The organism is Aeribacillus sp. FSL K6-2848 (assembly GCF_038004325.1).
Classification (GTDB): domain Bacteria; phylum Bacillota; class Bacilli; order Bacillales; family Aeribacillaceae; genus Aeribacillus; species Aeribacillus composti.
On record NZ_JBBOQQ010000001.1, the window covers coordinates 3,405,235 to 3,425,917 of the forward strand.

Consider the following 20,683-nt stretch of genomic DNA (forward strand, 5'->3'; position numbering starts at 1 on the left):
AGTAAATTAAAAGCAGACTGCCCGTACGGTGCAATCTGCTTTTTTCATTATTATTGTTAATAAAAAATGAAAGCATTTTGAGTAAAATATTGAATTTTTCTTTATACAAGATGAAGATTAACGCCACTATTTTCCCATTTTTTGATTTCAATCTCACTTAATTCAGAGCCTATAATAACTGCATCAATTTGATTTGGACTGGCAACAGTATGCAAAGCAATCCTTCCTACTTTCGTATGATCCGTTACAACATAGACGCTCTTCGCAGCTTTTATCATAGAACGCTTCGTTGCAGCAATCTGTTCATCAAAATGAGTAAGGCCAAATTTGTGATGAAGGGCTGGCGTTCCGATGAATGCTTTGTCCACATGGAGATTACCTAACACTTCATCAGCAATGAGTCCATTTAACATATAGCTTTCCGGATATAGCGTGCCACCTGTTACAATAACTTTAATCCCATTTGAAAAACGCAACTTTGCCGCAACATTTATATCGTTTGTAATTACTGTTATGTTTTTTCTATCTAATATCGCTTCAGCAATATGAACGGTCGTTGTTCCTGAGTCTAGTATAATATTTTCGCCATCTTGTATAAACTGTGCAGCACGCATGCCAATTCTTCGTTTTTCCTCGAACTGAACGGTTTCCCGATCCTGAAAAGACGGCTCCGATTTTACTTTATCTTCCTCAATGACAACGCCGCCATGGGTTCTTCTCAATTTCCCCTCTGATTCTAATAGCGACAAATCTCTTCGAATCGTTGCCTCATGAACATTAAAATATACAGCCAATTCAGCCACAGTAGCAATTTTCTTTTCCTTTACGTATTCTACTATTTTTTTTTGCCTTTCAAGAGCTAACATAGTCGAACTTCCTAACAATTTAAATTTTTCTATTCTTATATTATTCTCTTTTCATTAGGAATTCAATCGACTATGTTTTTTCAGCTCTTGTTATTTCGTTTCTTCAGGCAATGTAATAAATTTGGTTAATAGAGCGCTTACAAAATAAAGTATTGCCAGCACCCAAATAACTCCTGCATTTCCTATTGAACCAATTAACAGGCCAACGATAGCAGGACCAACAAAAACAGGCAAGCCAGCGCCTAAATTTAGAACAGACATTGCAGCTCCTTTGTCCTCTTTCACCAACGAAGGTACTAAAGCAGACAACGGAACATATCCCGCTAACAATCCGCCCCATAAAATGGCTACTAAGCCAACAATCCAAATATTACCATTAAACCACTCTGGAAAATAATATATAGCTAAAGTAGTAACTCCGCAGCCAATACCGCCAAAATACATGATGGTATTGCGCCAGCCAATTTTATCCCCTATATATCCAAAAAATAGATTAAATAAAATATTGCTTGTAAAAATTGTCCCCCAAATAGCCAACCATGTAGATGTTGGAATTCCGTGTCCAGCAAGATAAGTAGGCAAAAAAACAGGAAATGCAAACTGCGCAGTAGTATTAATGACACGAACAATGCCGCCTAATAATACTTTCGGCTCTTCCTTGACAATTGTGACACCTTTTATTAGCTCATATAATTTTTCTTTTGCAGAACTTCCTTGTTTTGGTTCTAATTTGTCTTTATTAATTATTAATGCGATTATCGCCCCTAATACGACCCAAAAGATTGATGACCACAACGTAGTATAGTGCCCAAATAATTTGATTGCAACTACGGAATAATAAGCCCCTAAAACATTTAAACCTCCTGTAAATACAAACCAAAACCAGCCGACTGCTGTTCCGAGACGCTCCTGATCGGCACGGTAAGCAATCCATACTAGGAAAGAGTATGCAAACAGCGGGTATCCCAAGCCCCTTAATGCATAAAACGGAACCATCCACCAAATATTAAAATTCGGCAGCCCAAAACTTAAAAATCCAATTGTTCCCAGTATATAAAATAACACCCCTAGCCACATCGTTCTTTTTGTACCAAGCGCTTCAACTAATACTCCGGACAGCCACGAAGAAACAGCGACTGTCACCCCATAAGCCGAAAACAATAGGCTAGTTTGCTGAACTGTAAATCCTTGATCAATTAACCAAGGACTTAGCCAGCCAATTTCCAGTCCATCTCCCATCATGAAAATTAAAATCCCTAAATAACCCCATGCAATCGAAGAAGGTATACCTAATTTTTCAGTCCATTTCACTCCAGTTACTTGTGTCATTATTTTACACCCCTTTTATTTAGTTCCATGAAAAAGATAAATATGTTTTTTTCCACCCTTTATGTTCAGCAGCTTCATCCATTGCCTTTTTTAAATCTTCTGCGTTTCGGATTGCTATGCTTTTTTCCGGTATCAACTTAGAGAGAGTTTTCTGATAATCTTCATTTAGAAATGCTTGCATCAAAGTTTTAAAATCTTCACTTGAACTTCTGGAACTTCCGTAAAGCTGCAACCCTTTTTCTAATACATCTCTTGTATTAATTGGTACACGCTGCTCTGTCACCCCCATTAAAATCAATTTGCCTTCAGGCTCCAATAAATCAATCGCTTGGTTGATAGCGCTTTCGCTAAACTTGCCACCTGTGCATTCAATTGCAACTGTCACCCCTTTAGCTTCTAAAAAAGGAAAATCGTTAACTAAGTGTACAGTGGCAAAATCAAACTGATTCAGTTTTTCTTCCACTGCTCCAAACACTAATAGCTGGCTTTTAGGAATATGAAAATAATGATATAGCATTGCGGCTGTTAAATATCCTACTGGTCCATCGCCGAACACAGCAATTTTCCCTTTATGAAAATCTTCTTCTTTCAAATGATTCAGTGCATGCAGTGAAACTGAGCATAACTCTGCTAATACAGCAATCTCATCTTTCAGCTTTTCTGGAATTGGTACAACATTTTCGCTTGGCAATACTAAAAACTCCTGACCAATGCCGTCATATCCGCTTCCTAAAAACACTCCAGTTTTACAATAGTTATCTGCGACATTTCTCCTGCAGGATTCACAACAATCTTCTTTTTTCTTTTGCTCTAGTCTGTAACCAGGGATGCTTGGCACAATTGCAACCTTTTGTCCAACTTGTATAAACTCATCTTTTGAAATGACTACTTCTCCAATCCCTTCATGAAATAATGCCATCGGAAGCTTTTGGTTAAGAGCTTCTTTTCTTCTTTTGCCGGTATAGTATCTTAAGTCTGCATGACAAATACTGGCTAAAATAGGCTGGACGACAACTTCACCTTCCTTTACTTTATGTTCAATAACTGTTTCTTTAAATTTTCCAGGCTCTATTAACCTATAAGCCTTTGAATAAATCACATCTGTCATCCTTAATCCTCCATGTTCATTTATGTTCTTTCTTGCTTATTTTTGATTGTTTATAATGAATATAATCCGATACTGTTTAAATTGTCAATATAAATGAACAAAAATATGTTTATTTTTGCTCGATTATATTAATTTTATGCTTGTAAATTTTATTTTATTAGTTTAATATAATCAGTACAATGAAAGCATTTTCATGGAGTGGTTGGTATGGAAAAATATACTATTGGAATTGATTTCGGTACTGAATCTGGGAGAGTTTTAATAGTAAACATTGACGATGGATCTATTAAAGGACAATGTGTCATTCCATATGCGCATGGAGTGATTACAGAGATGCTTCCGACGAACGATGGGACGAGATTACCCAGAGATTATGCTCTTCAGCATCCGGGCGACTATTTAGAAGTCATTATGAAAGGAATTCCTCATGCTATAAAAGATGCAAATATCAGCTCTTCACAAATTATTGGTATTGGCATTGATTTCACCTCATCTACTATGGTCGCAGTAGATGAAAAAGGAAAACCATTATGTTTTCACAAGGAATTTCAAAACAATCCCCATGCGTGGGTAAAATTATGGAAGCATCATGGGCCGAAAAAAGAAACAGAAGAAATGTTCAAATTAGCTTCTTCACATAAAGAAAGCTGGCTAAAAAATTACGGCTACAACATTTCAACAGAATGGTTTATCCCAAAATGCTATGAAGTTTTTTGCAAAGATCGTGAAGTGTATGAAAAAGCTAGCTTATTTTTGGAAGCAGGAGATTGGATTGTTTCACAGTTAACAGGGAAAGTTGTCAGAAGCAATTGCTCGTTAGGCTTCAAAGCTTTTTGGAATGAAAACAGCGGTTTTCCCGTGCAATTTTTCGAAAAGCTCCATCCTGAATTTAAAAACATTGTTTCTTCAAAGTTAAAAGGTAAAATTGGATATATTGGTGAAAAAGCTGGGGTCCTCACTGATGAAATGTCAAGTCTTTTAGGATTGCCGAAAAATCTGCCTGTCGCCGTTGCCATTATCGATGCTCATTCCGCAGTATTAGGAGTCGGTTCATCCAAACCGCATCAATTGACAATGGTAATGGGGACGTCCACTTGCCATATTATGCTGAGCAAAAAAGAAATTCATATACCGGGTATTTCGGGAGTAGTAAAAAATTCTATTATCCCAAGATTATATGCATACGAAGCCGGACAATCCGCTGTAGGCGATTTATTTGGCTGGTTTGCAAAACAAGTTCCGGAATCATTGATGAAAGAAGCGAAAGAACAAGGAATTTCAGTATTTGATTTACTGGAAAAAAAGGCATCTCACCTAGAGCCTGGTCAATCTGGTCTCATTGCATTAGATTGGCATAATGGAAACCGATCTATACTTTCAGATGCAGATCTTTCAGGAATGATTGTAGGACTGACCCTAGCTTCCAAACCTGAGGATATCTATAGAGCATATATGGAAGCTACAGCATTTGGCGCAAAAATGATTATTTCAAATTATGAACAAGCAGGATTAAAAATTAATGAAATATTTGCTTGCGGTGGTTTGCCCCAAAAAAATGATTTACTCATGCAAATATATGCAGACGTTTTAAATAAAGAGATTATTGTTTCAGCCAGCGATTATACCCCTGCAGTTGGCGCTGCCATTCTTGGCTCTGTTGCAGCTGGCAAGGAAAATGGAGGATATGATAGCGTAGAAGAGGCTGTTGAAAAGATGAAACAGCCAATTTTGAAAACTTACAAACCAATTCTCAGCCATGTAGAAAAATATAAAAAATTATTTCAAATATATCAGCAATTACACAATTATTTCGGAATTACGAAAAAAAGTTGGATGAAGGATTTAAAATCTCTTTAATCCGAACATGTCGCCCCAAAAAATATCTGCATGGAAGCATATCGTCAGTGCCGAAAGCAATATGATCATTCATGCTTGAGCAAAAACTGAACACTATATTTTTAGCAGGTTTCCCATTGGAACAACCTGCTTTTTCTTTTCACGCAACAATTCTGCCAATATTTTGTTCAAGTCTGCCAAAAATTCGGCAAAAATCTATTTTGTATTTTTCTAATATTCCGCAAATTAAGCGCTTTCAATTTTGGTACGGTTCTTGCATGATATAAAGTCGAAAAAAAAAAAAATGAAAGGGGTTGTTTTGAGTGAAAGCAGCAGTAGTTAACGAATTTAAAAAAGCACTTGAAATCAAAGAGGTGGAAAGACCAAAACTAGAGGAAGGTGAAGTTTTAGTTAAGATCGAAGCATGCGGTGTGTGCCATACGGATTTACATGCAGCCCATGGTGACTGGCCGGTTAAACCGAAATTGCCGTTAATTCCGGGGCATGAAGGAGTCGGAATTGTTGTAGAAGTCGCAAAGGGAGTTAAATCAATAAAAGTGGGAGATCGCGTCGGCATCCCATGGTTATATTCTGCATGTGGTGAATGTGAATATTGTTTAACTGGTCAAGAAACACTTTGCCCGCATCAATTGAATGGCGGATATTCCGTTGATGGCGGATATGCGGAATACTGTAAAGCTCCCGCAGATTATGTGGCGAAAATTCCTGATAACTTAGATCCAGTTGAAGTAGCTCCAATTTTATGTGCAGGCGTAACGACATATAAAGCGTTGAAAGTATCAGGTGCTCGGCCAGGTGAATGGGTGGCCATTTACGGTATTGGAGGACTTGGTCATATTGCATTACAATACGCCAAAGCGATGGGACTTAATGTGGTAGCTGTTGATATCAGTGATGAAAAATCAAAATTAGCCAAAGATTTAGGTGCAGATATTGCAATCAACGGTTTAAAAGAAGATCCTGTCAAAGCGATACATGATCAAGTAGGCGGTGTTCATGCTGCTATTAGTGTAGCGGTGAATAAAAAAGCATTTGAACAGGCCTATCAGTCAGTGAAACGGGGAGGCACATTAGTTGTTGTCGGTCTGCCAAATGCTGATCTGCCTATTCCGATCTTCGATACAGTATTAAACGGCGTTTCCGTTAAAGGTTCCATCGTCGGTACAAGAAAGGACATGCAGGAAGCATTAGATTTTGCTGCTCGCGGAAAAGTCCGTCCAATTGTTGAAACCGCTGAATTAGAAGAAATAAATGAAGTATTTGAAAGAATGGAAAAAGGAAAAATCAACGGTCGTATCGTACTAAAATTGAAGGAGGATTGATGATGAGCTCAATTGCAGCCCCTAAATTAAAAGAAAAAGTTGAAAAGTTTTTATCCGGTAAGAAAAAAATGTATATAAACGGCAGCTTTGTTGAAAGCGCTTCAGGAAAAACATTTGACACTCCTAACCCTGCAACGGGAGAAAGATTGGCAACAGTTTATGAAGGAGATGCTGAAGATATCGACCGCGCTGTGAAGGCAGCCAGAGAAGCGTTTGACCGTGGACCGTGGTCAAGAATGAGCGCAGCAGAAAGAAGCAGGCTCATGTATAAACTGGCGGATTTAATGGAGGAAAATAAAGAAGAACTGGCTCAGCTAGAAACATTGGATAATGGGAAACCAATTCGTGAAACAATCAATGCCGACGTACCGTTGGCAATTGAACACATGCGTTATTATGCTGGATGGTCTACGAAAATTGTCGGACAAACAATTCCAGTCAATGGACCGTATTTTAACTATACACGTCATGAACCAGTTGGCGTCGTAGGGCAAATTATTCCTTGGAACTTTCCATTGCTCATGGCAATGTGGAAGCTTGGCGCCGCGCTTGCAACCGGTTGTACAGTTGTATTAAAGCCAGCTGAACAAACACCTCTTTCAGCTTTATATTTAGCTGAACTTATTGAAGAAGCCGGTTTTCCTGCCGGTGTTGTCAATATTGTTCCCGGATTTGGTGAAACAGCAGGTGATGCATTAGTCAAACATCCACAAGTTGATAAAATTGCCTTCACAGGTTCAACTGAAGTCGGAAAATTAATTATGGCAAACGCTTCGAAATCTCTTAAACGCGTTACGTTAGAACTAGGCGGTAAATCACCGAACATCATTTTGCCTGATGCTGATTTTTCAAAAGCAATTCCGGGTGCTTTAAATGGCGTCATGTTCAACCAAGGACAAGTTTGTTGTGCAGGCAGCCGCGTCTTCATTCAGAAGAAACAGTATGACAATGTTGTGGCTGATATGGTATCCCATGCAAAATCTATTAAACAAGGATTTGGACTAAAAGCAGATACAGAAATGGGACCGCTTGTTTCTTCCGAGCAGCAAAACCGAGTCCTTGGATATATTGAAAAAGGGCTGGAAGAAGGTGCTGAACTTTTAACAGGAGGGCAAAAACCTTCCGAACAAGGGTATTTTGTAGAGCCGACTATTTTTGCCAACGTTGAAGATTCTATGACCATTTCAAAAGAAGAAATATTCGGACCGGTAATCGCCGCTTTGCCATATGAAGATATAGATGAGTTGATTGAACGTGCAAACGATACAAATTATGGATTAGCAGCAGGCGTTTGGACGCGCGATGTTACAAAAGCTCATTACATTGCTAACAAGCTCCGTGCTGGAACAGTTTGGGTAAACTGTTACAACGTCTTTGACGCTGCAAGTCCGTTCGGTGGATATAAAGAATCCGGCATAGGAAGAGAAATGGGATCCTATGCATTAGACAACTATACAGAAGTGAAAAGCGTCTGGATTGCCCAGAATTAATACAAAATAGGGGAGTGCTCGATAGGCCCCTAAATAATTCAAGTAGAGAAAAACAAATCGTTTTTCTCTACTTGATTTCGTATTTTTGTCTGAAAGTAGCTGGCGGATGCCGGCTACTTTCAGTATGTTGTGGTAAGCAATGAATTGTTGCTTGCCACTTACATATTTTGTTTACCTTTTACATATTAAAAGGATTTTTTTATTTTTATATGGAATTATGTATTTATGGAAAAACTGTCAATGTTAAAGGGGGGACATAATGAACATTCATAAATTTGTCATGCCGGAGATAATATTCGGAAACGGTTCCATTTCTGAAGTCGGCAACTGCTGTTTACGTTTGGGCGCATCCAATGTGCTCATCGTCAGTGATCGCGGTATTTCGGAGGCCGGCTGGCTGGATGTAGTCATTGATAGCTGCGTCAAAGCCGGTTTAAAATACGAGACATTCATTGATATTACGGTTAATCCAAAGGATACAGAAGTGGATAAAGGGCGAAATATATATCTTAAATATGGATGCGATTCGGTGATCGGGATTGGCGGAGGCAGCGCTATTGATGCAGCCAAAGCTATTGCTCTGTTAGCGACAAATGGCGGAGTCATTCATGATTATGAAGGCGTCGACAAAATTAAGCATCCCCTCCCGCCTCAAATCATGATCCCTACTACAGCCGGCTCGGGATCAGAGGTTTCACAATTTTCTATTATTTTAAATACAGAAAAACAGAAAAAGATGACCATTATTTCAAAATCGTTAATACCTGATATTGCTATTATTGACCCTGAAACACTCGTGACAAAAAGTTCCCATTTAACTGCTTCAACAGGAATCGACGTTTTAACACATGGGATTGAATCGTATATTAGTTTGGCCGCAACACCGCTAACTGATGTTCATGCCAAAAATTCTATATCGCTTGTCGCTAAATATTTACGGCCTTCTGTCGCCTCTAAATTAAATAAAGAGGCGAAAACCAATATGGCAATGGCAAGTTTACAAGCTGGAATTGCCTTTTCCAATGCCATTTTAGGAGCTGTTCATGCCATGTCTCATGCAGTTGGTGGCAGATATCCTATTTTGCACGGCGATGTGAATTCTATTTTATTGCCTCATGTCATGGAATTTAATTATTTAGCAAATCCTCAAAAATTTGCAGATATTGCGTATCTCCTTGGATTAAATGATTGCGACATATCGAAAATGGAAGCAGCCAAAAAGGCGATTGACCTTGTGAAGGAATTAATTCAAGATGTTGGAGCTCCGCAAAGGCTTTCTGAAATTCATGTAAAAAAAGAAGAAATTCCTCAAATGAGCTTAACTGCTTTAAATGATGCATGTATGATCACAAATCCAAGGGATGTCACTGTCGAAATTATTGAAGAACTTTTCAGAAAGGCTTGGTAGAAATGTTGCTAAAAGATCGGGAAGAAATGATCAGCAAGCTGACTGGTGTCCAATCTTCTAAAAAAAGCTACTATAATGAATTGAAAATCATGGTTGAAGAGCTCAAAAAGAAAAACATGCAGCTAGAGGTGATAAATGAGGTAAATAGAAGCTTCAATATCGATATGTCAATAGATGAAATGCTGAAAAATATATTTGAAAAGCTAAAAGTTTTTTTTCCGCTTGAACGAATCAGTTTATCTTTATATGAACATGATAAGCTGACGCTAACAAATGTATATCCTCCCAATTCTTTATATTTTCCTATTGGATTTGTTTTTCCAAAAAAAGATTCTTTATATTGGCAGGCAATTGAGTCGTCACAAAAAATTTTTTACCAAATGAATAATGATCTTCATTATTTCATTGAAAAAAAGGCGTATCAATCATTAGGTATTCAAAGCGCCTTAGTCATTCCCCTCGTAAGCAAAGAAGCGGCTATCGGTCTTTTAAGCATTGGAAGCAAAAAAATCAATCATTTCGATGAATCGGACCTTGCGTTTTTTCAGCAGCTATCCGATCAAATTGCCGTTTGCATCGAAAATGTCCGTCTTTATCATAAAGTCTTAACAGCCAAAAAAGAATGGGAAGAAACGTTTCGTGCGGTATCAGATATGATGTTTATTACAGATTTAGAAGGAAATATATTAAAATCGAATGATTCTGCAAAAGAATATTTTAAAACCGATCTTATCGGACAGAATATACACAAGTTATTAGAAATCGATAAAAAGGAAGCTACTCAGGAAAAATATCTCTCAGTCAAAGAAAATATTATTGATGAGTTTCATTTAAAAAATCACGTCTTTGAATTCCGCTCATTTCCGATCTTTAATAGGAGCCATGAGGTTTATTCATATATCATCTACATTATCGATATTACAGAAAAACGAAAGATGGAGGCTCAACTAATTCAGTCTGGAAAATTAGCGGCTATTGGAGAAATGGCAGCCGGAATCGCGCATGAACTGAACAGCCCTTTAACAGCTATCCTTGGCAATTCTCAGCTTTTATTAAGATCATTCAAACAGGACGACCGCTCCTACAAACTTTTATCAGACATATATTTATGTGGAAAAAGGTGTAAATCCATTATCCAAAATTTACTTACTTTTTCGCGTCAAGATGAATATGTGTTCGAAGAATGCTCTATCAATGAAGCGGTGGAACAAGTATTAGGAATTTTTAGCGACCAGTTTAAGCAACAAAATATCATCATTCAACAAGAACTGGCTGAGCATATAGATCATGTGAAAGGAAATATTCAGCAAATCGGACAGATCATTTTAAACTTGTTAATTAATGCAAAGGATGCCTTGGAAGAAAAAAATATACCGAAGAAGATCATCAAGATTGAAACAAAAGAAATAATTGAAGACAACAAAAAATGGATCACACTGTCCATAACAGATAATGGAATCGGAATTCAAAACCAGCATTTGCAGGAAATATTTAATCCTTTTTTTACCACGAAAAGTCCAGGAAAAGGCACTGGACTAGGGTTGTCCGTTAGTTTAGGGATCGCTGAAACACACGGCGGTACAATTGTCGTGAACAGTAAATACGGAGAAGGCAGTGAATTTATTTTAAAGCTCCCAGTTAGACACGAATAGAAAGGGAGATGATTTGCAATGAAAAAGGTACTAGTAATAGACGACGAACGTGAAGTAGGAAACTTTTTTCGACATCTTTTAGAAGAAAAAGGATATGATGTAAAGGTAGGTTTGAATGCTGAAGATTTTTCCAACTTAATTTCGCTCCATTCCTTTGATTTAGCACTAATTGATGTAAAGCTGCCTGGTACAGATGGTCTTCATTTGCTTAAGCAATTAAAAGCAACTCATCCTTCCTGTAAAGCTGTCATTATGACAGGATACAGCACAGTGAAAACGGCTGTAGAGGCCATTAAGAATGGTGCAAATGATTATATTGAAAAACCGTTCGATGATATAAGCCAATTAGAGAAAACATTAGAAGATTTATTAAATAGCGAGAAATTTTCTTCACCAGCAAACACCGACAAACTGGCCGATACGATTGGATTTATTATCGGCAACAATAAAAAGATGAATGAATTAGTCAAGCTGGCGGAAAAAATTGCTAAGAAAAACATAAATGTATTAATTGAAGGAGAAACAGGAACAGGCAAAGAGGTGCTTGCCCATTTTATTCACAACATGAGCTTAAGATACGATCAACCATTTGTCCGAATAAATTGCGGAGCTGTTTCCGAAACGTTATTGGAGAGTGAATTATTCGGGCATGAAAAAGGTGCTTTTACTGGAGCCATTAAACAGAAAAAAGGAATATTTGAAATAGCCAATAACGGTACACTGTTTTTAGATGAAATTGGTGAAGCAAGCCAGGCCATTCAAGTACAGCTGCTAAGAGTACTAGAGACGGGGGAATATTTCAGAGTAGGCGGTGAATCGATCCGTAAAACGAATACACGGATCATTGCGGCCACGAATAAAAATTTGGCCGAGGCTGTCCAAGAAAAAACGTTTCGAGAAGATTTATTGTATCGTTTAGACGTAGTGAAATTAAGAATTCCCCCTCTGCGAAACAGAATAGAAGATCTCCCGCTGTTTTTGGATTATTTTCTAAAAAAGATAAATGCTTCACATCTAACATTCTCTGATGAAAGCATTGAACTAATGAAAAACTATAACTGGCCTGGAAATGTAAGAGAGCTATTTAACATTGTCAAAAGAGCCGCAACATTGGCAGATGGAGAGACAAACATAATTACGCCAAAATATTTACCCGACAAATTAAAAACCAGCTTCAGCTTCCAACTAACAAAATTTCCAAAAGCTAGCACAGTTCATGATGATTTAGAAGCTTATTTATCGAATTGGACGAAACATATTTTATCGTTATGGAAGCAGCAAGATGACATCGACCTTGAACAAGTATTGGATTCCATTAAAGAATTAGAAAAACAAATTGGCCGATCATTTGTCCTCAAATCACTAAAAAAACATACAGGAGATCGAAAAAAAACAGCAGAAGCACTAAACATTACAACTCGGCAGCTACGATATTTGCTTAATGAAAAAGGGAAAATTTAAATTAAGCACTTCTTAATAAATAAAAATTATTGTGAATGAGAATTAAATGCTGCCCGTAAGCTAAAACAAGCGGATCATGAAAGATCCGCTTGTTTTATTAACACATTACTTTGATTGTGAAAAAATCAAGCAAACTTGAAAGCAGAAAACTCACAGCCATAAAAGCTGATACGGTTTTTCTAAATATTTTTTCACCAGCCCGAGAAATTGGCTTGCCGGAGCTCCATCAATTACTTGATGGTCAAACGTTAAGCTGAGCGGCAAAATTTTTCTCTTTTGAATGGTATCTCCTGAAAACACTGCCGTATCTGCAGCTGTTCCTACTCCGAGAATACCCACTTCCGGAGGATTCAAAATCGGGGTGAAAAATTCAACGCCGTAAGCCCCTAAACTGGTGATCGTAAAGGTCGAGCCGCTCATTTCTTCGCTGCTTACATTTCCTTCTCTTGCCTTCTTACTTAGTTCTTTGATATTTTTCGAAATTTCGCTTAAGGAAAGCTTGTCGGCATGGCGCAAAACCGGCACAACGAGCCCGTTCTCCAATGCAACTGCAATGCCTAAATGCACTGAATCATACGTTTGAATCTGCCCATTTTCATACAAACTGTTCATTTGCTTTTGATTTCGCAGCGACAGAATGACCGCCTTGGCTACAAAGTCAGTAATAGTCAATTTTAAATTCTGCTCATCTTGCAGTTCGCTTTTAATCTTTTCTTGCAGCTCAAATAAAGAGGTCACATCGGCTTTCATATGAATCGTCAGCTGTGCTGTCTGATGCAGACTTGTAAACATCCTTGATGCAATCACTTTACGCATGCCAGTGACAGTTTTTACTGCAATATCTTCTTGCTCTTCCGCCGGCTTATTTGTCGGGATTACTACTTCTTGTTCAGGTTCTAAATGGGGGGATGCTTTTTTCGATTGAATCGCTTTTTCAACGTCCGCTCTTGTAATTCTTCCTTTTGGCCCTGAACCCGAAATACTGCTCAAATCAATCCCGGCTTCACGTGCTAGTTTTCGGGCGGCAGGTGAAACGCGAATTGTTGTTTGAGAAGATAAGCTTTCTTCTTTCAAAATGGTTGTCGCCACTTCTTGGGCAGCATCGTTCGTTATGTTGTTGATTACCTCCCCTTCTTGACCGATATAGCCAATGGCTTTTCCTACTTCCACTGTTTCATCCTGCTCGGCAGCAATCTCTAATAACACGCCATCTTGCGGTGCTTCGATATCCTTTTCAATCTTATCAGAGCTGATCACCACAACTGGTTCTCCTTTTTTTACTGGATCGCCCTTTTTCTTTAACCACTCTACTACCGTTCCTTCTTCCATGCTCATTCCCAGCTTTGGCATGATAATTTCAACTGTCATGTTTCATCTCTCCTTTGATGAATACTAGAAATGCTATGCGTGTTGATGTCTCCATTCATCAACACGCACAGCTTTTTTTATGCGGTCACGATCGCTTCGTCTCCAATTATTTCAGCCGCTGCCTTAAGCACTTTTTCCGGTGTCGGCAAGTAAAGATCCTCCAGCGCAGGCGAAAAAGGAACCGGACAATGCGGAGCCGTAATCAGCTTAATTGGTCCATCCAGATAATCAAATCCTTTATCTGCTACAAGAGCGGAAATGTCAGCAGCTGCACTGCAGCGAGGATTTGCCTCATCAATGACAATTAACCGGCCTGTCTTCGATACAGAAGATAAAATCGTTTCTTCATCAAGCGGGGACAGTGTTCTCGGATCAATTACCTCCGTTTCGACTCCTCTCGTTTTTAATATGTCGGCAGCCTTCAAGGCCGTGTGCACTTGCTTCCCTATCGCTACGATGGTCAAATCGCTGCCTTCCCGTTTGATATCCGCTTTTCCAAACGGGATCGTATAAAATCCTTCCTCTACTTCTCCTTTTAGGTTATAAAGTGTTTTATCTTCAAAAAAGATAACGGGATCATCGTCAAAGATGGAGGTAAGCAACAGTCCCTTCGCATCCGCCGGTGTAGAAGGAACAACGACTTTTAAACCGGGTATATGGGTAAAAAGGGCATACAGGCTTTGGGAATGCTGCGCCGCCGCTCGAAAGCCGGCACCGTGCATTGTTCGTATCGTTACAGGCACCTTCGCCTTGCCTCCGAACATATAACGAAGTTTTGCCGCTTGGTTCATAACTTCATCTAAGCAGCTGCCGATAAAATCGTTAAACATTAATTCGGCAATCGGTCTTAGTCCTGTTGCTGCGGCGGTAACTGCTGCACCAATATAGCCGGCCTCCGCAATAGGCGTATCCAACACTCTTTCTCTTCCAAACTCTTGAACAAGACCTTTCGTAACCCCCATTACTCCTCCCCAAGCTTCATCGTCCTGCAAATGATCCACATTCGCTCCTCCTGCAACGTCTTCTCCAAGTAAAATAACATTTTGATCTTTGCGCATTGCCAGCTTCATAGCTTCATTGACCGCACCAGAAAAAGAAATTTTTCTTGCCATTTTTCGTTCCTCCTAACTCCTTTGATTTAATAAGATACATAAACGTCCTTTAAAAGATCCTCAGCAGACGGAAACGGGCTTTTTTCAGCAAAATGTACCGCCTCCTCAACCGCTTTTGTTACCTGTTGTTCGATATTTAATAATTCTTGTTCGGATATTAATTGATTGGAAAGAATGTAATGGCGGAATTTTGCAATTGCATCATTCTCCTGTAAATGCTTTTGTTTTTCTTCCGCAGATTTGTAAGTCTGGGCGTCACCTTCAAAATGTCCGTAATTCCGATATGTCTTACATTCAATTAATGTCGGGCCCTCTCCATTTCGAGCTCGTGCAACTGCTCTTTCTGCCGCCTCATATACAGCTACCACATCTTTGCCGTCGACCACTTCTCCCGGGATATTATAGGCTTGAGCCCGATCCGCAATGTTTTTACAGCTGGATGCATATTCAAATGGGGTCGCTTCTGCATATCCGTTGTTTTCCGCCACAAAAACAACAGGCAATTTCCATATAGCTGCAAGATTAATACCTTCATGAAATGTTCCATGATTGTTCGCGCCGTCTCCGAAAAAACAAACTGCAACCGCTCCCGACTTCTTCAATTTTGCTGTCAGGCCTGCCCCAACAGCTAGCGGGAACCCCCCGCCGACAATTCCGTTGGCCCCAAGCATTCCTTTTTCAACATCGGCAATATGCATCGATCCTCCTTTTCCGTTGCACAATCCTGTTGCCTTTCCGTAAATTTCAGACATCATTCCGTTCAAATCACAGCCTTTGGCAATGCAATGTCCATGTCCGCGATGCGTACTTGTGATATAATCTTTGTCATCTAAATGCGCGCAAATTCCTACAGCGACCGCTTCCTCGCCAGCATATAAATGGACAAAGCCAGGCAGCACTCCTTTGCTGAAAATTTCATGAACCTTGTCCTCAAACTGGCGAATTTCATGCATTTTCTGAAATATCCATTTTGCTTTTTCTTGTGTAATGGGAGTAGATGTTGATTTGGCAATCGTCATAAAGATAACCTCCTATTTGATTGGCTTCACTTTTTTCATTTGCAACTATCATGCCAATAAAAAAATGCTTACAAATCAACATTCTTTGTAAGCGCTTTATAAAAAATATTTTTTTCATCTCATTTTGTCCTAATTTTTATCGTTTTGTCGCAAATTAGCTCAATTTATATTTTTTTAATTTGCGATACAGTGTACTTCGAGAGATATTTAACGCAGCAGCCGCCTCACCAATATTTCCATTTGTTTTCTTCAACATATTTAGAATGCGTTCTCTTTCTAGCTGATCCCGATACGACAAATTACCTTTATGGAATGTTTCGGAATTTTCCTGTTCTTGCTCCCAAGCAATCAGCATGGATTTCAAGTGGGAAATGGATGGAATACGGTCTCCATATTCCACTCGTATACGCTCGAGCACGTTAAACAGCTCCCTTATATTTCCGGGCCAGTGATAAGCTGAAAACAACTGTATGACATCATCTGGAAAAGAAATGAGCCAATCATTTTTTTGACAATAATACTCAATAAAGAATGGGATATCTTCTTTACGCTCTCTTAATGGCGGAACGTTAAGCGTGCATACATAAATGCGGTAAAATAAATCTTCACGCAGCTTTCCTTCCTTTACTAATTTGTATAAATTGCGATGTGTTGCAGTTATGACTCTTATATCAACAGGAACGGGCTTTTCCCCGCCAATCGGTACAACTTCTTTTTCCTGAAGCACTCTTAAAAGCGCTACTTGCATTTCCGACGGTATTTCACCGATTTCATCAAGAAAAATGGTTCCGCCGTCAGCCTGAACAAATTTCCCTTTATGCCCCGTCCGTTTGGCTCCTGTAAATGCCCCGTCAACGTAACCAAATAACTCGCTGCCGATCAATTCCTTTGGAATAGCTCCGCAATTTACTGCAACAAACGGCTTATTTTTTCTCACACTATTTTGATGAATCGAACGAGCAATGAGTTCTTTTCCTGTTCCTGTTTCTCCCATGATACAAACAGTCGACTCCGTTTTTGCAACTTTTTCACAGATCTTTAAAAGATTTTGAAATGATAAGCTTTTTCCAACTACTCCTTCAAAGTGATAAATTGTTGTAGGAAATGGAAAAGCTTCATGATAATTCGTCTTCTGCAGGGTAACTTCATAGCCAATCAAATCATGGTAAATGGAAGAAAAAATAGGAGTCTTCGTTTTGATTCGCCAATTTTTATCACAAATTTCTTCAAGCGGTTGATCCATCATGCTCGCGAAGAAAGAACGTAAACAATGGTTGATCCATACAATCTTCCCTTGATCATCACATATCATTGAAGGGAAATGAGGATTTTTCACTTTCGATGAATATTTAAGCAACTCCAACATATCGTCCTTTTTTCTCATGTGAAATTGTTGTTCAATCGTATACGCTGCAGCGACAACAGTGGCTAAGGCATGGTTGGAAAATTGAGAGCAGTCGATGGGGTAAGATAAGTCGATAATTCCGACAAGTTCTTTTTTTTCGTCATAGATCGGCGTGGCTGAACATACCCACTGCTGAGAAGCAAGAGAGTAATGCTCTAACCCAGTAACCGTAATAGGTTCACGAATCCTCAATGTTGTTCCAATTGCGTTCGTCCCCACCTCATCTTCAGTCCACTTCACCCCCTCAATAAAATTGATTGTTTCTGCCTTGTTCATGGCCTGTTTATGGCCGTTCATATACAAAACGTATCCGTTACTATCAGCGAGAAGAAGAATTGATTTCGTTTCTTGAAACACTTTTTCCAAATGTTCTAATATCGGAGCAGCAATTTGAAGCAATCTTTGATTCTTTTTCCTTCTTTCCGTCAACAGCTGCGAATCGAGCACAATCCTTCCTTTTCCATCGTAAGGATCGACATTTTGTCGGCGGCAAATATACCATGACTCTTCAATTCTTTTATTCATCCTCCCATGATCCAATACTCCCTCCCGAACAAAACGGCGCCAAATTTCGTGTTTCAAAGGATCAACGATACTCATTTTTCTCCTCCTTCCCACATTTTCCACCAATATGAACATTCGACTTTTTATGCAAAATTCCTTTTGAAATACGCTAATCGTTGAATTAAAGCTTTTACTGCTGAACAGTTTTTTATTTTAGATAGCGACTTGTCTGGAAAAGTTTTTTAGATAAACGCTTCATAGGTCATCGTGAAAATGAAAACGATCCAAGCGACAGCCATGGAACTTTTCATTGTCAAAATCAGATTATTATGATGCGGTGAAAACAATGAAACGTTGTGTTGACCAAACATTGATTAAATGGTTTTTCGTCATAATCAAATATATGAAACTGAAAGACTGAAATTCTGGAAGTATCTTAACATTTGCATTTCGAGGATGTTAGTCATTCAATAATGCAGTAAAACGTATAGGCTTATCTAGCGAGCAATATTGACATACAATTTTCACCTTTAAGTTCTAGTAACAGGAAGAAAACTATTGAAGTTGATTTTCATTCCCAATATAATTGAGAATGAAAATCATTAATTTGAGGGGTTGTTGATCGCATGAAACGCTATAAATTGCCTGTCATATTATTTTTATCAAGCAGTTTGTTGTTTAGCTGTTCCCAATCAAATGAAAGTTCAACAACGGAACCGGCAAAAAAAGAGACAGCGAAAGAAAGCTCCCAAGTTGATTTAAATCAAATATCTACAGATTATCGCACGTTTGCGATCGCTGAAATAGATGAATTTGTTAAAAAGACAGAAGAGTTTGCCAATGCAGTGATCGCTGGGGATGTGGAAAAAGCAAAAGAACTTTATGCGCCGGCTCGCATGCACTATGAGCGTTCTGAACCAATTGCTGAAGCGTTTGCAGAACTCGATCCGAAAATTGACGCTCGTGAAGGTGATGTCCCTGATGCAGAGTGGGGAGGTTATCACCGGATTGAAAAGGGACTCTGGGTTGAAAATACGACGAAAGGCTATGAAAAATATGCTGAGCAGCTTATAAAAGATGTGAAGCTTTTGCGCGCAAAAGTTGAAACTGTTGATGTGACACCCGATCTTTTGATCACCGGCGCAGTCGACCTTTTAAATGAAGTTTCAACATCAAAAGTTACAGGTGAAGAGGATCGTTATTCCCATACAGATTTATACGATTTTGTTGCCAATGTTGAGGGTGCTGAAAAGATTTATGAATTAATGAGCCCTGCCCTTAAGGAAAAGGATGAGGCGCTCGCTAAGGAAATCGAACAGCGGTTTCAAGCAGTTTATGCACTTCTTGACAAATATAAAAAAGGCGACGGGTATATTTCATATACTGAACTAACCAAGGATCAAGTAAAAGAATTGAGCCAATCGATCAATGAACTGGCAGAGCCTCTTTCTAAACTAGGGGTTGTACTGGAGGGATAACCAATGTCTGAACCTGATAAAAAAGAAACGACATCTGTCTTTAACAAGAACGTATCAAGACGAGATGTGTTGAAGGCTGCGGGCATCGGAGGAGTCGGCGTGCTAATCGGTGCATCCGGCATTGGTGGAGCGCTAGCATTGGCTGACGTGTTGCCGACCTCTCAAAAAAAAGAAAATACAAATGCGGTTGTTCCGTTTTACGGAAAACATCAGGCAGGCATTGCAACTGAAGTGCAAAACCACATTTATTTTGCTGCTTTTGACGTGACGGCTGAAGACAGAAACGAGCTTATTCAGCTTTTTAAAGAATGGACGAAGGCTGCCGCAGCTATGACAGAAGGCAAATCGGTTGGAGATCCAGCTAATAATAAATACCTTCCTCCAGATGATACGGGGGAAGCTGCAGGACTTAATGCGTCAAATTTAACCATTACTTTCGGCGTCGGCCCGACGCTTTTTACAAAAAACAACAAGGATAGATTTGGTTTGCAAAAAAAGCAGCCGGATGAACTAAAAGAACTGCCGAAGTTTCCGCTTGATTCATTGGAAGAGCAGTGGACAGGCGGAGATCTTTGTATTCAAGCATGCTCGGATGATTTGCAGGTTGCCTTCCATGCGGTTAGAAATTTAGCGAGAATTGCCCGCGGCAAAGCGGTTCTTCGCTGGGCACAGGCCGGCTTCCAGCGTACAAAGCAAGCGAGTCCGAAAAAGGAAACGCCGCGAAATTTATTTGGCTTTAAGGATGGAACAGTGAATCCAAATGTGAAAAATTCTGCTGAAATGAATCAATACGTTTGGGTGCAGCCCGGTGACGGACCTGATTGGCTCGTGAACGGAACGTATTTAGTAGTAAGGCGGATTCAAATGTTTATCGAAGTTTGGGATCGGACTACTTTAAAGGAACAAGAAAATACGTTTGGCAGATACCGGGATTCAGGTGCATACCTTGGGCAAAAAAATGAGTTCGATCCGCCGGATTTTGAAAAGAAGGATGAAAACGGAGAATACTACATTCCAATGACCGCCCATGTTCGAGTCGCTCACGGTGACGGAAAACAGAAAATTTTGCGCCGTTCTTATTCATATGCGGATGGAATAGATGCAAAAACAGGAACATTTGATGCCGGATTATTGTTTATCAGCTTTCAGCGCAGCATAAGCAAGCAATTTATCCCAATTCAAAAGCGGCTTTCGCAAATGGATGAATTAAACGAATATATCGTCCATCGAGGAAGTGCTGTATTTGCCTGTCTTCCTGGAGTAAAAAAAGGCGGATATATTGGAGAAACGTTATTTTCATAATC

The 20,683-nt window shown here is 39.2% G+C and carries 15 protein-coding genes; 8 read left to right on the forward strand and 7 right to left on the reverse strand.

The features are described 5' to 3' along the window. Window positions 1-101 precede the first annotated feature (101 nt). The 3 genes from NSS70_RS16430 to NSS70_RS16440 form a co-directional block, all read right to left on the reverse strand. Window positions 102-866 carry a DeoR/GlpR family DNA-binding transcription regulator gene (locus tag NSS70_RS16430; protein ID WP_063387235.1) on the reverse strand — a complete coding sequence of 255 codons (765 nt, stop codon included), beginning with the start codon at window positions 864-866 and terminating at the stop codon, window positions 102-104. A 90-nt stretch (window positions 867-956) separates the two neighbouring features. After that, window positions 957-2,195, reverse strand: coding sequence for an MFS transporter (locus tag NSS70_RS16435; RefSeq protein WP_339197217.1), 1,239 nt, complete (start codon window positions 2,193-2,195; stop codon window positions 957-959). Between the two features lie 19 nt (window positions 2,196-2,214). Next, entirely contained in the window at window positions 2,215-3,303 is a 1,089-nt protein-coding gene (locus NSS70_RS16440) for an alcohol dehydrogenase catalytic domain-containing protein (protein ID WP_339197220.1), read from the reverse strand. Window positions 3,304-3,510: 207 nt separating this feature from the next. Between NSS70_RS16440 and NSS70_RS16445 the strand changes: the two genes are divergently transcribed. The 6 genes from NSS70_RS16445 (at window position 3,511) to NSS70_RS16470 (ending at window position 12,493) form a co-directional block, all read left to right on the forward strand. Continuing rightward, complete coding sequence (locus NSS70_RS16445; RefSeq protein WP_339197223.1) at window positions 3,511-5,160, forward strand: ribulokinase; 1,650 nt, start codon at window positions 3,511-3,513, stop codon at window positions 5,158-5,160. 302 nt (window positions 5,161-5,462) lie between these two features. Continuing rightward, a complete protein-coding gene (adhP, locus tag NSS70_RS16450; protein ID WP_063387231.1) occupies window positions 5,463-6,482 on the forward strand; it encodes an alcohol dehydrogenase AdhP in 1,020 nt (339 codons plus the stop codon). 2 nt (window positions 6,483-6,484) lie between these two features. Then, entirely contained in the window at window positions 6,485-7,972 is a 1,488-nt protein-coding gene (locus tag NSS70_RS16455; RefSeq protein WP_063387230.1) for an aldehyde dehydrogenase family protein, read from the forward strand. A 259-nt stretch (window positions 7,973-8,231) separates the two neighbouring features. Further along, window positions 8,232-9,380: an iron-containing alcohol dehydrogenase gene (locus NSS70_RS16460; protein WP_063387229.1), complete on the forward strand. Its 1,149-nt coding sequence runs from the start codon at window positions 8,232-8,234 to the stop codon at window positions 9,378-9,380. A 2-nt stretch (window positions 9,381-9,382) separates the two neighbouring features. Further along, on the forward strand, window positions 9,383-11,032 hold the full coding sequence (locus NSS70_RS16465) for a GAF domain-containing sensor histidine kinase (protein WP_063387228.1): 1,650 nt from the start codon (window positions 9,383-9,385) through the stop codon (window positions 11,030-11,032). Between the two features lie 18 nt (window positions 11,033-11,050). Further along, the gene (locus NSS70_RS16470) at window positions 11,051-12,493 is read left to right on the forward strand and encodes a sigma-54-dependent transcriptional regulator (RefSeq protein ID WP_340881976.1); all 1,443 of its coding nucleotides are present in this window, start codon (window positions 11,051-11,053) and stop codon (window positions 12,491-12,493) included. Window positions 12,494-12,643: 150 nt separating this feature from the next. Here the strand turns inward: NSS70_RS16470 and NSS70_RS16475 are convergent, their stop codons facing one another. The 4 genes from NSS70_RS16475 to NSS70_RS16490 form a co-directional block, all read right to left on the reverse strand. After that, complete coding sequence (locus NSS70_RS16475; RefSeq protein WP_339197226.1) at window positions 12,644-13,861, reverse strand: dihydrolipoamide acetyltransferase family protein; 1,218 nt, start codon at window positions 13,859-13,861, stop codon at window positions 12,644-12,646. A gap of 77 nt (window positions 13,862-13,938) precedes the next feature. Continuing rightward, window positions 13,939-14,973, reverse strand: a complete 1,035-nt coding sequence (locus NSS70_RS16480) for an alpha-ketoacid dehydrogenase subunit beta (RefSeq protein WP_063387225.1) — start codon at window positions 14,971-14,973, stop codon at window positions 13,939-13,941. A gap of 26 nt (window positions 14,974-14,999) precedes the next feature. Further along, window positions 15,000-15,992 carry a thiamine pyrophosphate-dependent dehydrogenase E1 component subunit alpha gene (locus tag NSS70_RS16485; RefSeq protein WP_063387224.1) on the reverse strand — a complete coding sequence of 331 codons (993 nt, stop codon included), beginning with the start codon at window positions 15,990-15,992 and terminating at the stop codon, window positions 15,000-15,002. Between the two features lie 154 nt (window positions 15,993-16,146). Further along, window positions 16,147-17,997: a sigma-54-dependent Fis family transcriptional regulator gene (locus NSS70_RS16490; protein ID WP_066250963.1), complete on the reverse strand. Its 1,851-nt coding sequence runs from the start codon at window positions 17,995-17,997 to the stop codon at window positions 16,147-16,149. Window positions 17,998-18,527: 530 nt separating this feature from the next. Here NSS70_RS16490 and efeO point away from each other — a divergent pair. Together efeO and efeB are read left to right on the forward strand one after the other, a co-directional pair. Then, window positions 18,528-19,379, forward strand: a complete 852-nt coding sequence (gene efeO / locus NSS70_RS16495) for an iron uptake system protein EfeO (protein ID WP_063387222.1) — start codon at window positions 18,528-18,530, stop codon at window positions 19,377-19,379. Window positions 19,380-19,382: 3 nt separating this feature from the next. Further along, window positions 19,383-20,681, forward strand: a complete 1,299-nt coding sequence (gene efeB, locus NSS70_RS16500; protein WP_144597041.1) for an iron uptake transporter deferrochelatase/peroxidase subunit — start codon at window positions 19,383-19,385, stop codon at window positions 20,679-20,681. Window positions 20,682-20,683: the final 2 nt, after the last annotated feature.

Excerpts from the sequence above, each read along its gene's own strand:
- NSS70_RS16430 (WP_063387235.1), bottom strand. The coding sequence starts at position 866 with ATGTTAGCTCTTGAAAGGCAAAAAAAAATAGTAGAATACGTAAAGGAA.
- NSS70_RS16435 (WP_339197217.1), bottom strand. The coding sequence starts at position 2,195 with ATGACACAAGTAACTGGAGTGAAATGGACTGAAAAATTAGGTATACCT.
- NSS70_RS16440 (WP_339197220.1), bottom strand. The coding sequence starts at position 3,303 with ATGACAGATGTGATTTATTCAAAGGCTTATAGGTTAATAGAGCCTGGA.
- NSS70_RS16445 (WP_339197223.1), top strand. The coding sequence starts at position 3,511 with ATGGAAAAATATACTATTGGAATTGATTTCGGTACTGAATCTGGGAGA.
- NSS70_RS16455 (WP_063387230.1), top strand. The coding sequence starts at position 6,485 with ATGAGCTCAATTGCAGCCCCTAAATTAAAAGAAAAAGTTGAAAAGTTT.
- NSS70_RS16460 (WP_063387229.1), top strand. The coding sequence starts at position 8,232 with ATGAACATTCATAAATTTGTCATGCCGGAGATAATATTCGGAAACGGT.
- NSS70_RS16465 (WP_063387228.1), top strand. The coding sequence starts at position 9,383 with ATGTTGCTAAAAGATCGGGAAGAAATGATCAGCAAGCTGACTGGTGTC.
- NSS70_RS16470 (WP_340881976.1), top strand. The coding sequence starts at position 11,051 with ATGAAAAAGGTACTAGTAATAGACGACGAACGTGAAGTAGGAAACTTT.
- NSS70_RS16475 (WP_339197226.1), bottom strand. The coding sequence starts at position 13,861 with ATGACAGTTGAAATTATCATGCCAAAGCTGGGAATGAGCATGGAAGAA.
- NSS70_RS16480 (WP_063387225.1), bottom strand. The coding sequence starts at position 14,973 with ATGGCAAGAAAAATTTCTTTTTCTGGTGCGGTCAATGAAGCTATGAAG.
- NSS70_RS16485 (WP_063387224.1), bottom strand. The coding sequence starts at position 15,992 with ATGACGATTGCCAAATCAACATCTACTCCCATTACACAAGAAAAAGCA.
- NSS70_RS16490 (WP_066250963.1), bottom strand. The coding sequence starts at position 17,997 with ATGAGTATCGTTGATCCTTTGAAACACGAAATTTGGCGCCGTTTTGTT.
- efeO (WP_063387222.1), top strand. The coding sequence starts at position 18,528 with ATGAAACGCTATAAATTGCCTGTCATATTATTTTTATCAAGCAGTTTG.
- efeB (WP_144597041.1), top strand. The coding sequence starts at position 19,383 with ATGTCTGAACCTGATAAAAAAGAAACGACATCTGTCTTTAACAAGAAC.